Genomic DNA, 16,603 nt, shown 5'->3' with positions numbered 1-16,603 from the left:
TACAACAGGCTATATATCTTGAATAACTATTTTTAGTTATAAATCAAACTTTAAACCAAACCCTTCTAAAATGAAACGAAGAATTATTTTAGCACTTACGTGCTTGTTTTTTGTGGGTGCTAATTTCGCCCAAGAAAAAAGAAATTGCCATGCAATGGAAAATCTTGAACACCGTCAATCTCAAGATCCATTATTAAAAGAAAGAATGCAAAAAATTGAAGCTTTTACTCAAAAAAGAGTAAAAGAAATGCAAAACACTAAAAACAAAATAGTAGGTAATGTTATTCAATTACCAGTAGTAGTACATGTAATTTATAGTAATTCACAAGAAAACATTAGTGTTGCTCAAATCCAATCTCAAATTGATGTTCTTAATGAAGATTTTAGAAGAACAAATGCTGATAAAACAAATAAGTGGTCTCAAGCTGCTGATACAGAAATAGAGTTTTATTTAGCGAAGGTTGATCCAAATGGAAACCCTACAACAGGTATTACAAGAAAATCATCTACAAAAACATCATGGGGAACCAGTGATGCAATGAAAAAGTTATCTCAAGGAGGAGTAAATCCTTGGAATACTGCCGAGTATTTAAATATGTGGGTATGTAATATTGGTGGAGGAATCCTTGGATATGCACAATTCCCAGGAGGAAGTGCTGCAACTGATGGAGTTGTAATGAGTCCACAATATTTTGGTAGTAAGGATAAAGGTACTGGTTTTTATTTAGCTGCTAAATTCGATAAGGGAAGAACTACCACACACGAAGTAGGACACTTCTTAAACTTACGCCATATTTGGGGTGATGGAGCATGTGGTACTGATGATTTCGTATCTGATACACCTGAATCTGATGCAGCTAATTATGGATGTGTAACTGGTCATACTTCTTGTGGTTCTGAAGATATGGTACAAAACTATATGGATTATTCTGATGATGCTTGTATGAATTTATATACAGCAGGTCAAAAGACTAGAATGAGAGCTGTTTTAGATGCTGGAGGAGTTAGACGTTCGTTAGCATTATCTGATAAAACTGGAGGATCTACCGCTTGTACTGCAACTGTACCAACTGGTGTTAGTACATCTAGTGTTACTTCTTCTGGAGCGTCAGTTTCTTGGACAGCAGTGTCTGGAGCTACCTATGATGTAAGATACCGTCAAACAGGAACAAGTTCTTGGACTACGAATGCAGTAACTGGTACTTCAACTAGTTTAAGTGGGTTATCAGCTTCTACTCAATACGAAGTTCAGGTACGTAGTAAATGTACGTCTGGAAACTCTGCTTATAGTGCATCAGTAAACTTTACAACACCTGTAGTAACGATATCATATTGTTCATCAAAAGGAAATAGTGTATCAGATGAATATATTCAAAAAGTAGAATTAGGAAGTATAAGTAATACTTCAACAGGAGGAAATGGATATACAGATCACACTTCTATCTCTACCAATTTAGCAAAAGGAACTTCTCATAGTATTACGATTACGCCAAAATGGACAGGAACGGTTTACAATGAAGGTTATGGAGTTTTTATTGATTATAATAAAGATGGAGATTTTTCAGATTCAGGCGAAACAGTTTGGACAAAAGCAGCTTCAAAAGATACATCAGTAAGTGGTTCTTTTACAGTACCATCAGGAGCAAGTGAAGGAGCAACTCGAATGAGAGTTATATTGCGTTATAATGCAGTTCCAAGTGCATGTGGATCATACAACTATGGAGAGACAGAAGATTATACAGTAGTGATAGGATCAGCACAAGCAGATACTCAAGCACCAAGTGCACCAAGTAGTTTAGCTGCTTCAAGTGTTTCACAAACAAGTTTAAGTTTAGGATGGACAGCATCAACCGATAATGTAGGAGTAACAGGCTATGATGTATATAGAGGATCAACAAAAATAGGATCAACAACAACAGCAACAAGCTATAATGTAACAGGATTAACAGCAAATACAGCATATACTTTTTCAGTAAAAGCAAAAGATGCAGCATCAAATGAATCAAGTTCAAGTAATGTTGTAAATGTAACTACTTTATCAAACACAGTATCTTATTGTGCTTCGAAAGGAAACAATATAAATTACGAGTGGATTGATTATGTATCATTTGGAGGAATGACTAATACTACAGGTGCAAATGGTGGATATGGAGATTTCACATCTAAAACGGCAACGGTAGCTCAGGGAAGTACAAATCAATTGATAGTAAGTGCAGGCTTTACAAGTACTGCCTATAATGAATATTACTCAATATGGATTGATTACAACCAGAATGGAACTTTTGAGTCAAGTGAAAAAGTAGCATCAGGAAACTCAACAAGTTCAGGGAATTTATCATACAACGTAAATGTACCATCAGGAGCTAGTTTAGGAACAACAAGAATGCGTGTATCTATGAAATGGAACGCAGCTCAAACCGCTTGTGAAGCATTTTCTTATGGTGAAGTTGAAGATTATACGGTAAATATTACTTCAAACGTAAGTAGAGGTACAATTCTAGATAATGTTGCACCATTAACAAATGAAAATGTTTTGGATTTAATGGCTTATCCAAGTCCTGCAACAAATTTTGTACAAGTAAAATTAGCTTCAAGAGCTGAAAATTCAACTTACAGAATAACAAATACTATAGGAAGTGTTGTTTTATCTGGTGATTTGAACTCTTCTATTCTTAATGTTTCGAAATTAAATTCTGGGGTTTATATTCTAGAAGTTAATGATGGTCAAAAATCATTAACAACCAAATTTATTAAAAAGTAAAAACTAACTACTAAGCCCTGAGGTTCTCTCAGGGTTTTTTTACAATTTTAAATTAAACCCATCTAAAAATGAAAAAAAGTTACGTTAAAAACGCAATGTTTTTGGCTTTTTTGTTGCCTGGTGTGTTCACTATGAACGCTCAAGATAACACTAAACCGAGACAAATTAAATTTAAAAACTCTTCAAAAATCGCTTTAACTAAAGCTCCAGTTTTAATTAAAGAAAAGCTTAGATTATCTTCTGAAGATAATTTAATAAAAGTACAATCTAGGCAAGATGAATTAGGTTTTACGCATAATAAATATCAACAAAAATTTAAAGGGATTAAGGTTGAGTTTGCTACCTACATGGCGCATGCAAAGAATGGGAACTTACAGAGTATGAATGGAGAACTTTATGATGTAAGTAGTGTGAATATAGTTCCAAAATTATCTAAAGAAATAGCTTTTAATAGAGCTATAACTCATACAGGTGCTGAAAAATACCTTTGGGATTCTCCTAAAGCAGCAAAAGAAATGGATAATTATAAAAAACCAGTGGGAGAATTGTTAATACTTCCAGGAGAAGTTATAGGAAAAGATAAAGCAAGATTGGCATATAAATTTGATATCTATGCAACACAGCCTTTAAGTAGAGGTCATCTATACATAGATGCTCATACTGGGGAAGTTTTGTTTTTTAATGCAATAATTAAGCATTTAGATGAACATGCACATTCTTCAAAGAATTTAGGAACTGTAAATAATAGTATAAAAGATAAAATTATTGAAACTTTAGCTACTGGTAATGCAGCAACTAGGTATAGTGGAACACAGTCTATAACTACCAGGGTAATTGGTAGTAGTTATGCGTTAAGAGATAATACTAGAGGAAATGGAGTTAACACTTATAATAGTGGAGGTCAACCGAGTTATCCATCAACAAATTTTACAGATGCTGATAATAATTGGACAGCGGCAGAATTTGATAATGTAGCAAAAGATAATGCAGCTTTAGATGCGCACTGGGGAGCTGAGAAAACATATGACTATTTTCAATCTAAACACAATAGAAATAGTTTTAACGGATCTGGAGCAGCAATAAATAGTTATGTACATTACGATAATATAGCAGGAGGATTAGGTTATGATAATGCTTTTTGGAATGGTTCGGTAATGACTTATGGTGATGGATCATCAAATGGAAGTGAAGGAAATGGTAATTTTGATGCTTTAACATCTATTGATGTTGCAGCTCATGAAATAGGTCACGCTGTTTGTTCAAATACTGCAAACTTAGCTTATCAAAGAGAATCTGGAGGATTAAATGAAGGGTTTTCTGATATTTGGGGAGCTGCAGTTGAGCATTTTGCAAAAGGAAATGGTAATGATAGTGCACCAAGCGCTTCAGTTTGGTTAATAGGTGATGAAATAGATAGAAGAACTGGCGCAGTAGCTTTACGTTCTATGAGTAACCCTAATGAAAGAAATCAACCTGATACTTATGGAGGAACTTATTGGAAAGAACCAAATTGTGGAACACCAACACAATCAAATGATTATTGTGGTGTACACACAAACTCAGGAGTATTAAATTATTGGTTTTATTTATTAACTGTAGGTGGATCTGGAACAAATGACATTAATAATTCATTTAATGTTACTGGTATTGGAATGACTAAAGCAGCTAAAATTTCTTATCGTTTAGAAGTAAATTATTTATCTGCTAATTCTAAATTTGAGGATGCTAGAAATGGTGCCATATCGGCAGCTACAGATTTATACGGAGCTAATAGTGATGAGGTAAAATCAGTAACTAATGCTTGGCATGCTGTTGGTGTAGGAGATGCATTTGTTGAATCTTGTGCATTAGCAGCACCTACTAATTTTGCAGGTTCTAGTATTAATGATAATGGATTTACTTTAACATGGACAGCAGTTACAGGAGCAAGCTCTTATACAGTAACAGTTAATGGAACAGATAGTACAGTTAATGGAACATCTAAGGTAATTACTGGCTTAACTGCAGGAACAGCTTATGCATGTGTAGTGAAAGCAAAATGTTCATCAGGAGGAGATGGAGCAGCATCTAATGTTAGTGTAACAACTACTGGAACAGTTCCAGTTAATTATTGTTCATCAAAAGGAAATAGTGTATCAGATGAATATATTCAAAAAGTAGAATTAGGAAGTATAAGTAATACTTCAACAGGAGGAAATGGATATACAGATCACACTTCTATCTCTACCAATTTAGCAAAAGGAACTTCTCATAGTATTACGATTACGCCAAAATGGACAGGAACGGTTTACAATGAAGGTTATGGAGTTTTTATTGATTATAATAAAGATGGAGATTTTTCAGATTCAGGCGAAACAGTTTGGACAAAAGCAGCTTCAAAAGATACATCAGTAAGTGGTTCTTTTACAGTACCATCAGGAGCAAGTGAAGGAGCAACACGAATGAGAGTTATATTGCGTTATAATGCAGTTCCAAGTGCATGTGGATCATACAACTATGGAGAGACAGAAGATTATACAGTAGTGATAGGATCAGCACAAGCAGATACTCAAGCACCAAGTGCACCAAGTAGTTTAGCTGCATCAAGTGTTTCACAAACAAGTTTAAGTTTAGGATGGACAGCATCAACTGATAATGTAGGAGTAACAGGCTATGATGTATATAGAGGATCAACAAAAATAGGATCAACAACAACAGCAACAAGCTATAATGTAACAGGATTAACAGCAAATACAGCATATACTTTTTCAGTAAAAGCAAAAGATGCAGCATCAAATGAATCAAGTTCAAGTAATGTTATAAATGTAACTACTTTAGGAACAGTAGTAAGCTACTGTACTTCTAAAGGGAATAGAGTTACTTATGAATGGATAGATTATGTATCATTTGGAGGAATGACTAACAGTACTGGAAAAAATGGTGGATATGGAGATTTCACATCTAAAACGGCAACGGTAGCTCAGGGAAGTACAAATCAACTAGTGGTAAGTGCAGGTTTTAGAAGCACAGCTTATAATGAGTTTTTTACAATATGGATTGATTATAACCAGAATGGAACTTTTGAATCAAGTGAAAAAGTAGCATCAGGAAATTCAACAAGTTCAGGGAATTTATCATACAACGTAAATGTACCATCAGGAGCTAGCTTAGGAACAACAAGAATGCGTGTATCAATGAAATACAACGGAGCTTCTTCAGCATGTGAAACTTTTGCTGATGGGGAAGTTGAAGATTATACTGTAAATATTACTACAGCTAGTGCTTCAATTATTAATACTTTAACATCAACAATTAAAGCAGATGCTCTTACAAATGAAAGAGTTTTAGATTTAATGACATACCCAAATCCAGCTATTAATACTGTTCAAGTTAAGTTTGCTTCAAAAGCAGAAAATATTACTTATAGAATTGTAAATACTATAGGAAGTGTAGTAAAATCTGGAAGAATAACATCAACAAATTTAGATGTTTCAAGTTTAAATTCTGGAATTTATATGTTAGAAGTAAATGATGGTCAAAAACAATTAAAAACTAAATTGGTAAAAAAGTAAAAAATTTAAAATAATATTAATTTAATATGAATAAAACCCTGAGTAAAACTCAGGGTTTTTTGTTGTTTTTCAGTAAGTTATTTAAGGTGTTTTTTTAATTGTTATTTTTTTGTTAAAAAAAAAATTATATATTTGGCATTGTTTTAATGAAAAAACTAAGAATTTAAGATTATTTACCTTAAATAAATAGTAATAAATTAAAACCAAACACTAAATTAAAACCCTTCTAAAAATGAAACACAAGTACTTTAAAAGTCTTGTAGTTACAGGTGCGTTAATTGGATTAAGTTTCCAAGCACAACTACAAGCTCAAAACAAAGGTGAGGCTGAAAAAATTCGTAGTAAATACGATTTAACCAAACTGAATGTTATGAAGCAAAAATTTCAAGAAAATGCTTCAAATGAAAAACAACAAGCTTTACGATTAGCAAAAAGAAATGGCTGGAAAACTAAGTTTACAACTAAAGATGGACGTATGCTTGAAATTCAGAGAGTTGTAGATGGAAAACCTATTTATTATACTACCTTTAATGTAGCCGCTGCAAAATCAACGAGAACAAATCACTTAAATTCTGGAGGTTCATTAGGTTTAAATTTAATGGGTCAGAACATGACTGCTTATGTATGGGATGGAGGTGTAGCTAATCCTGCACATCAAGAATATGACGGTGCCGGAGGAAATAATCGTTTTTCTATTGGAGATGGAACAAATACACGAAACTTTCATGCTGAACATGTAACAGGTACAATTATGGCTTCTGGTTTTGTTGCTAATGCTAAAGGTATGGCTTCACACTCTAAAGTTGTTGGGCATGATTGGAATAGTGATAAGGCTGAAGCTACAACCGCAGCTTCTAATGGTATGTTAATCTCTAATCACTCATATGGTTATGCAACAAGAAATCAATTTGGTCAAGTGCAATTACCTCAACATTATTTTGGAGGTTATATAACAGAATCTCGTGCTTGGGATGAGATAATGTTTAATGCTCCAAATTATTTAATGGTTGTAGCAGCTGGTAACGATGGTGATGATAACACTGCTAATAATAATCCTACAGGAGGTTCCGGTTTTGATAAATTAACTGGACATTCTACTTCTAAAAACAACTTAGTTGTTGCAAATGCACAAGATGCTAATGTTGATGCTAGTGGAAATTTAGTTTCTGTATCTATTAATAGTTCAAGTAGTGAAGGGCCAACAGATGATTTTAGAATAAAACCAGATATAACTGGTAACGGTACAAATGTATATTCTAGTTTTCATTTTCCTAGTTGGGATGCTGCTACTGGACAAAATCTTTCTGATGGAAATATTGTTAATGATTATAAAAGTATTACAGGTACATCTATGGCCTCTCCAAATGTAACAGGGTCATTATTACTTTTACAACAGCATAATAACAATACACATAATTCTTATATGAGAGCTGCAACTCTTAAAGGTTTAGCTTTACATACTGCTGATGATGCAGGAGTTTCTGGTCCTGATGCGGTTTTTGGTTGGGGATTATTAAATGCTAAAAAAGCAGCTCAAGTAATTACTCAAAAAGGAAATCAATCAAAAATAGAAGAGTTAACATTAACTTCTGGTCAAACCTACACTATTACTGTTGATTCTGATGGAACAAACCCGTTATTAGCATCAATTTCATGGACAGATAGACCAGGTACAGCTAATACAACTGTAAACTCTACTACACCAGTTTTAGTAAATGATTTAGACTTAAGAGTTACTAAAGGTGGAACAACTAATTTACCTTATGAATTAACAGGTGCAACTACAAATGCAAAAAGAGATAATAATGTTGATCCTTTTGAAAGAGTTGATGTTTCTGGAGCTTCAGGAACATATACTATAACAGTAACTCATAAAGGTTCTTTAACAGGAGGTAGTCAAAATTATTCTTTAATAGTAACAGGAATTACAGGTACTCCAGTAGTTTGTAATGCAACAGTACCAACAGGAGTTTCAACAAGTGGAGTTTCTGCAACAGGAGCAACAGTAAACTGGACAGCAGTTTCAGGAGCAACGTATGATGTTAGATACCGTCAAGCTGGAACTAGCTCATGGATAACTAATGCATCATCAACTACATCAGCTACATTAAGTGGATTATCAGCTTCTACACAATACCAAGTTCAGGTTCGTAGCAAGTGTTCATCAGGAAACTCTAATTATAGTGCTTCAGTAAACTTTACAACTACAGCAGTACAAATAAACTATTGTGCATCTAGTGGAAACACATCATATGCAACAGGAGTTACAAGAGTAGTATTTGGATCTATCGATAAAGCAGATGGACCAGCTAAAAATGTTGGATATGAAAACTTTACTAATTTAAGTACTACAGTATCTCAATCTTCATCAGTAAACCTTACAGTATCTGTAAATACAGATGGTAACTACAGAGCAGATGCAATAGCATGGATTGACTGGAATCAAGATGGTGATTTTACAGATAGTGGAGAAACATATGACTTAGGAAACATAAGTAATGTATCAAATGGAGCGTTACCAACTAAAGCAGTAGCAGTTCCAGCAAATGCAAAAGTAGGAGCAACAAGAATGAGAGTTTCAGCAAGGTATAATGCAAACCCAACTTCATGTCAAACAAACTTTGATGGAGAAGTAGAAGATTATACAGTAAATGTTCAGGGAGCAGTATCAGATACTCAAGCACCAAGTGCACCAAGTAGTTTAGCAGCAGCAAGTATAGCTCAAACAACATTAACATTAAACTGGACAGCTTCAACAGATAATGTAGGGGTAACAGGATATGACGTTTTTAGAGGATCAACAAAAATAGGATCAACTACCACTGCAACAAGCTATAATGTAACAGGATTAACAGCAAATACTGCATATTCATTTACAGTAAAAGCAAAAGATGCAGCAGGAAATGTATCATCATCAAGTAATACTGCAAGTGTTACTACTTTAGGTACTGTAGTGTCGTATTGTGATTCAAAAGGTACACGAGTTACTTACGAGTGGATTGATTATGTATCATTTGGAGGAATGACTAATACAACTGGAGCAAACGGAGGATATGGAGATTTCACATCTAAAGTTGCAACTGTAGCTCAAGGAAGTACTAATCAATTAGTAGTAAGTGCTGGATTTAGAAGTACTGCATACAATGAGTATTTTGTTATTTGGATAGATTACAATGGAGATGGAGACTTTACTGATAGTGGAGAACAAGTAACTTCAGGTAATTCAACAAGCTCAGGAAACAGAACAGCAAATATTACAATACCAGGAAATGCAAAATTAGGACAAACAAGAATGCGTGTTTCTATGAAATATAATTCAGCACCAACATCTTGTGAAGCTAATATTGGAGATGGAGAAGTAGAAGATTATACGGTAAACATTACTGCTTCTAGTGCTAGTTTAACTACATTCTCAGATGTTACTGTAACAGGAGAGCCTTTCTCTAATCAAGATGTATTAGACTTAATGGCATATCCTAATCCAGCTACAAACTTTGTTCAAGTTAAGTTTGCATCAAAAGCAGAAAATATGACTTATAGAATTGTAAATACTATAGGAAGTGTTGTTAAATCTGGGCAAATGAAATCTAGAAACTTAGATGTTTCAAGCCTAAATTCAGGAATATACATGTTAGAGGTTAATGATGGTCAAAAATCATTAAAGACTAAGATTGTAAAAAAATAATCTACACATTTATTTATAAACAAAAAATAGTTAGGGAGTCATCCCTAGCTATTTTTTACTAATCACATTAATCAAATGAACAATAAATTTAAGTTTTTGATTGGCGGCTTATCAGTTGCAGCAATTTCAATTATTGGATCTGATTATTTAAAGAAGCAAGACGTTTCAGCTACAATAGCTGAGCAACGAGAGGTTCATAAAACCTTTTTAGACGAAAGCCCTTTAAATGAATCTTTAAAATGGGGGAAAAAAGAAAGAAAATTAAAAGGATTACCTCCTAATAGGTATTATGATCAAATGCAATTACTTACTATGAACCCAGCTACCGGACAAATGGAAGATGGAACATTAGCTAAGTTAAGAGAAGATTTATTAAAAAGTAGATCAGCTAAAGGAAATAATACACAACAAAGAGGCCCTGGAGATGCTGGAAATTCTTGGGTAGAAAGAGGCCCTAATAATGTTGGAGGACGTACAAGAGTAATTTTGTTTGATCCAAATGATGCAACAAATAATACAGTATACGCTGGTGGTGTAAGTGGTGGTTTATGGAAAAACACCAACATTAGTAACGCTAATACTCAATGGACAAGAGTACAGAATGTACCAGGTAACTTATCGGTAACTTCTATTACTGTTGATCCTAGAAACTCTAATACGTGGTATGTGGGTACTGGAGAACAATATACTGCTGGTGATGTTGTAGGTAATGGAGTTTATGTTACTACTAATGGAGGTACTACGTGGAATGCTATTAATATACCTGCTTCAGGTACAGCGATTATTAATCATAATGCAAGTAATATTTTCCTTTCAGGAATACATTATGTAAATGATATCCTTGCATGGGATAATGGGGCGTCTACTGAATTATTCGTAGCCGTAGGAGCTCATGTATATGGAGATTCATCTAGTCCTAAGAATTGGCTAGGATTACAATCAGCTGGTATCTATCGTTCTACAAATAATGGAACTACTTGGAATCGAATAGAATCTGCTAACATGAGATATACATTTAGCGGTAATGATTATTATTATGTACCAAATGATTTAGAGGTAAGTGCTAATAATACGATTTGGATGGGAACGATTAAATCTGCTTTAGATGCAAATAGTGGAGGTAGAGTATATAGTTCAACAAATGGTTCTACTTGGACTGAAGCTGCAGCTTCACCTTTAACAAACTCAAATAGAGTAGAGTTAGAAACTTCTGCTACCAATGCTAATAAAATTTATGCATTAACTCAAGGAACAACTTCTGCTGCACCAGTTCATATTTATAAAACAACAAACGGTTTTACTTCAGTAACTTCAACGTCATTACCAAATGACTCAGATACAAACATATCTTCAACAGATTTTACAAGAGGACAAGCATTTTACGATTTAGTAATTGAAGCTGACCCTACAAATGATAATATCGTTTATGTTGGTGGTATTGACTTATTTAAAACCACTAATGGAGGAACATCATGGTCTCAATTATCTCATTGGTATGGAGGTTTTGGTCATCAAAATGTACATGCTGATCAACATTCGATAGCTTTTGGAAATAATGATTCCTCAAAAATATTATTTGGAAATGATGGAGGAGTTTATTATTCTGGAAATTCAGGAACTAATATAAATGTACGTAACAAAGGTTATAACGTAACACAATTTGTAAAAGCAAGTATTGGACCAGATGGGGTTGGAGACGTAAATGGAATTTTTAGTGCTGGAGCTCAAGATAACGGAACACAAGGATTTAGAAATGCAGTTGCAGGTGTTAATAGTTCTACAGAAGTTTCTGGAGGTGATGGATTTAATACGTTTATTGACAAAGATGGTCAGTACATGATTGCAACTTACGTAAATAATGTAATTTATCGTTTTAACTTGCCATGGAATGGGGTAAGTAGAATACAAGGAGGAGCAACTACTATATATAACAATCAATGTTCTGGACAGTTTGTTAACCCTATGGATTATGATAGCAGCGCTAATAGACTTTTAACAGATGGGAGTCCTTTTGATTGTACTACAAGAGCATTAACACATCGTTCTATAAGAAGTATTAATGTAGCTGCTAACACGAATGGAGAGCTTAGAAATAATTTATTAACAGCTGCTCCTTCAGCTTTTAGAGCTTCACCGTTTGCAAATAATACATGGTATGTTGGATTAACTAATGGAAACCTTTTACAATTAACAAATGTTACAAATACAACAGCGACATGGAGTCAAATTAATACACCTTTTGTAGGGTCTGTTTCATCTGTTCGATTTGGAGCTACTGCAAATGATATTTTTGTTACAATTCATAATTATGGTGTAACTAGTGTTTGGGCTACCTCGAATGGAGGTACTAATTGGGTTAATAAAGAAGGAAATTTACCAAATATCCCTGTAAGAGATTTATTACAAAATCCATTAGATAGAACTGAAGTTATTTTAGCTACACAATTAGGAGTTTGGTCAACGTCAAACTTTAATGATGCTAATCCAAACTGGACACAAGCATACAATGGAATGAGTGATGTTAGTGTAACATCGTTTGATTATTGGAATGTAAGTGGAAATCATGCAACTAATAAAGTAATTGCTTCTACCTATGGTAGAGGAGTATTTACAGGAACATTTACGAGTAATGCAGTAGCAGATACACAAGCACCAACAGCACCAGCTAGTTTAGCAACTAGTTCAATTGCAGCTACTAGTTTAACTTTAAATTGGACAGCTTCAACTGATAATGTAGGAGTAACTGGATACGATGTGTTTAGAGGGGCTACTAAAATAGGTTCGTCTACAACAACTTCTTATAATGTAACAGGATTAACAGCAAGTACAGCATATACTTTTACAGTAAAAGCAAAAGATGCAGCTGGAAATATCTCAACGGCAAGTAATACAGCAAGTGCTACTACTACAGCTATTACAATGTCTTGTTCATCAACAATTACATCATTTCCTTATAGTGAAGGATTCGAATCTAATGATGGATGGGTACAAGTAACTGGTGATGATGGAAACTGGGTAAGAAAAAGTGGTAGTACACCATCTAACGGAACTGGACCAAGTTCAGCAACTCAAGGTTCTTTTTATATGTTTTTAGAAGCTTCAACGAATAATAGTCCAGGAAAAATTGGAGCAAATGCAACAGCTATTTTAGAAAGTGCTTGTTTTGATTTATCTGATAAATCTTCAGCTTCTTTTAGTTTCAAAAACCATATGTATGGGAATAATATAGGATCTTTAAAAGTTCAAGGATCTTCGAATGGAACAACTTGGACTGACTTATGGTCTGATTCAGGAAGTAAAGGGAACCAATGGAATTCTATTAATGTTAATTTAAGTGCTTATTTAGGTGCTAATGTTAAGTTAAGAATTGTAGGAACAACTGGTAGTGGTTGGTCTAGTGATATCGCTGTTGATGATTTATCTGTAACAGCAGTTAATGATGGGCCAGATACACAGGCACCTACAGCTCCTAGTAGTTTAACTTCTTCAAGTGTTACACAAACTTCATTAACATTAGGTTGGACAGCTTCAACTGATGCGGTAGGAGTAACTGGATATGATGTTTTTAGAGGTACTACTAAGTTAGCAACTGTAACAACTACTTCTTATAATGTAACAGGGTTAACTGCAAATACTGCATATACATTCTCAGTAAAGGCAAAAGATGCTGCTGGAAACGTTTCTTCTGCAAGTAATGTAGTAAATGTTACAACATTGAGTAATGTAGTAAATTATTGTGCTTCAAAAGGAAATAGAGTTACTTATGAATGGATTGATTATGTTTCTTTCGGAGGAATGACAAATACAACTGCTGCAAATGGTGGGTATGGTGATTTTACTTCTAAGGTAGCTACAGTTACTCAAGGAACTACCAATCAAATAGTAGTAAGTGCAGGATTTAATAGTTCTTCTTATACTGAGTACTTTACAGTATGGATTGATTATAATAGAAATGGAACTTTTGAAAGTAGTGAGCAAACCTCTTTAGGTTCTTCTAGTTCAGCTTCAAATAGATCTGCAAATATATCAATACCTGCAGGAGCAACTTTAGGTCAAACAAGAATGCGCGTTTCTATGAAGTATAACGCAGCGTCTACAGCATGTGAAACATTTGCTGATGGTGAAGTAGAAGATTATACGGTTAATATCGTTAGTTCGTCTTCTTCTTTAGCTGGAACTACTTCTTCAAATGATTTATCTGCTGAATCATTAGATAGAGATGGTTTACCAAGTTTAATTGCATATCCTAATCCTGCAACTAACAGCATTATTGTAAAATTTGGTAACAATGAAAATGTAAATTACAGAATCACTAATACAATTGGTCAAGTTGTGTTAAAAGGTGAAACTATGAATAACACAGTAAATATCTCTAGTTTAAAAAGTGGAATTTACTTATTAGAAGCAAATGATGGTCAAAAATCATTGACTACTAAATTAGTTAAAAGATAATTTTTTAAAACCCTTCTTTCTTTAACTAATGATGACCCTGGGCAAAAGCTCAGGGTTTTTTTATTCATTTTTGTTAACTTAATTTTCTTAAAGAGTTACTAACTTATTTCATCTAGCATTTATAATAGTAATGGTTAAAAACAGAAATTGATATAATTTGATTTAAAAGAGTGGAAGAAACTGTAGTTTATAAACTCAAAGTAAAATAAAAAGTTAGACATCTTAAATTAATAGTTTTTAAAACTCGAGCATTTTGTTTGGGTTTTTGTTTCTTTGTATAAAATTTAGAAGATGAATTACCTATCGGTTGAGAATATAGCAAAAGCTTATGGAGAAAAAGTGTTATTTCATGACATTTCTTTTGGAATAAATAAAGATCAAAAAATAGCTTTTGTTGCTAAAAACGGTAGTGGTAAAACCTCTATTTTAAATATAGTAGCAGGAGTAGACGAAGCTGATTCTGGACAAGTAGTTAGTAGAAAAGGCATTGATATTGCTTATTTATCACAGGCAGATAATTTAAATGCCGATTTAACTATTGAAGAAACAATTTTTTCTACAGATAACAAAGTTTTATCGATTATTCAACAATACGAAAAAGCATTAGATAATCCAGATAATGTAGAAGCATATCAAGAAGCTTTTGAGTTAATGGAACAACATAATGCATGGGATTTTGAAACTCAATACAAGCAAATTTTATCTAAATTAAAATTAGAAAATTTACAGTTAAAAGTAGGTAAACTTTCTGGGGGTCAAAAGAAACGTTTAGCATTGGCAATCGTATTGATAAAAAAACCAGATTTGTTAATATTGGATGAGCCTACCAATCATTTAGATTTAGAAATGATTGAATGGTTAGAAGCTTTTTTTGCTAAAGAAAAAATAACATTATTTATGGTTACACATGATCGTTATTTCTTAGAGCGTGTGTGTAATGAAATTATTGAACTAGACGAAGGAAAGTTATTTAAATACAAAGGAAATTATTCATATTACCTACAAAATAAAGAAGAACGATTAGCACTTGAAGCAACCAATTTAGGGAAAGCAAAAAGTTTATTTAAAAAAGAATTAGACTGGATGCGTCGTCAGCCTAAGGCACGAACAACAAAATCTAAATCTCGTACAGATGATTTTTATAAAATTAAAGAAAAAGCCCATAAACGACGTAACGAACATGAAGTTCAGTTAGAAATTAATATGGAGCGTTTAGGAAGTAAAATTATTGAGCTTCATAAAATGCGAAAATCATTTGATGATAAAGTAATTTTAGACGGGTTTGAATATGTTTTTAAGCGTGGAGAACGTATAGGTATCATTGGTAAAAATGGTACAGGAAAATCTTCTTTTTTGAATATGCTAACTGGTGGTATACCTTTAGATGGTGGAAAAGTTGTTATAGGTGAAACTGTAAAGTTTGGATATTACACTCAGAATGGTATTGAAATAAAACCAGGACAAAAAGTAATTGAAGTAGTTAAAGAGTTTGGTGAATATATTCCATTATCAAAAGGACGAAAAATATCAGCAGGACAATTGTTAGAACGTTTCCTTTTTGATAGGAAAAAGCAGCATGATTTTGTAGAAAAATTAAGTGGAGGTGAGCAAAAACGATTGTATTTATGTGCTGTTTTAATACAGAACCCTAATTTTCTAATTTTAGATGAGCCTACAAACGATTTAGATGTTGTAACCTTAAATGTATTAGAAAACTTCTTATTAGATTATCCTGGTAACTTAATGGTGGTATCTCACGACCGTTATTTTATGGATAAAATAGTTGATAATTTATTTGTGTTTAGAGGTGAAGGACAAATTGATAACTTTCCAGGGAATTACTCTGATTTTAGGGCTTATGAAGACTCAAAGGTAAAAGAATCAAGGGAGATAAAGAAAGAAGTTATAAAGCCTGTTAAAACAGCTAAAAAGGCAGTATTAAGTTTTGATGAAAAGCGCGAATGGGGCTTATTAGAAAAAGATATTGAAAAACTTCAAAAAAAGAAACAATTGATTGAAGGGAAATTTATGAATGTTGAATATTCTCCTGAAGAGATTAATGATAAATCAAAAGAACTTCAAGAAACAATTGATAGTTTAGAAAAAAAAGAAGAACGATGGCTTGAACTTTCGATGAAACTTGAAGGTGAATAA

The 16,603-nt window shown here is 33.3% G+C and carries 5 protein-coding genes; all 5 read left to right on the top strand.

All coding sequences use genetic code 11. The features are described from left to right. The first annotated feature begins 70 nt into the window (after positions 1-70). The gene (locus DS884_RS06960) at positions 71-2,761 is read left to right on the top strand and encodes a GEVED domain-containing protein (RefSeq protein WP_233487125.1); all 2,691 of its coding nucleotides are present in this window, start codon (positions 71-73) and stop codon (positions 2,759-2,761) included. Positions 2,762-2,829: 68 nt separating this feature from the next. Next, complete coding sequence (locus DS884_RS06955; RefSeq protein WP_233487124.1) at positions 2,830-6,312, top strand: M4 family metallopeptidase; 3,483 nt, start codon at positions 2,830-2,832, stop codon at positions 6,310-6,312. 232 nt (positions 6,313-6,544) lie between these two features. Then, positions 6,545-9,997, top strand: coding sequence for a GEVED domain-containing protein (locus DS884_RS06950; protein ID WP_113786245.1), 3,453 nt, complete (start codon positions 6,545-6,547; stop codon positions 9,995-9,997). 75 nt (positions 9,998-10,072) lie between these two features. Then, positions 10,073-14,449, top strand: a complete 4,377-nt coding sequence (locus DS884_RS18640; RefSeq protein ID WP_233487123.1) for a GEVED domain-containing protein — start codon at positions 10,073-10,075, stop codon at positions 14,447-14,449. A 291-nt stretch (positions 14,450-14,740) separates the two neighbouring features. Further along, positions 14,741-16,603 carry an ABC-F family ATP-binding cassette domain-containing protein gene (locus DS884_RS06935; protein WP_113786244.1) on the top strand — a complete coding sequence of 621 codons (1,863 nt, stop codon included), beginning with the start codon at positions 14,741-14,743 and terminating at the stop codon, positions 16,601-16,603.

This window comes from Tenacibaculum sp. E3R01 (assembly GCF_003318185.1).
Lineage (GTDB): Bacteria > Bacteroidota > Bacteroidia > Flavobacteriales > Flavobacteriaceae > Polaribacter > Polaribacter halocynthiae.
This window is presented reverse-complemented; position numbering and strand designations above follow the sequence as displayed.

Bases quoted from the DNA above. Each gene is read 5' to 3' on its own strand.
- DS884_RS06960 (WP_233487125.1), top strand. From the start codon at position 71: ATGAAACGAAGAATTATTTTAGCACTTACGTGCTTGTTTTTTGTGGGT.
- DS884_RS06955 (WP_233487124.1), top strand. From the start codon at position 2,830: ATGAAAAAAAGTTACGTTAAAAACGCAATGTTTTTGGCTTTTTTGTTG.
- DS884_RS06950 (WP_113786245.1), top strand. From the start codon at position 6,545: ATGAAACACAAGTACTTTAAAAGTCTTGTAGTTACAGGTGCGTTAATT.
- DS884_RS18640 (WP_233487123.1), top strand. From the start codon at position 10,073: ATGAACAATAAATTTAAGTTTTTGATTGGCGGCTTATCAGTTGCAGCA.
- DS884_RS06935 (WP_113786244.1), top strand. From the start codon at position 14,741: ATGAATTACCTATCGGTTGAGAATATAGCAAAAGCTTATGGAGAAAAA.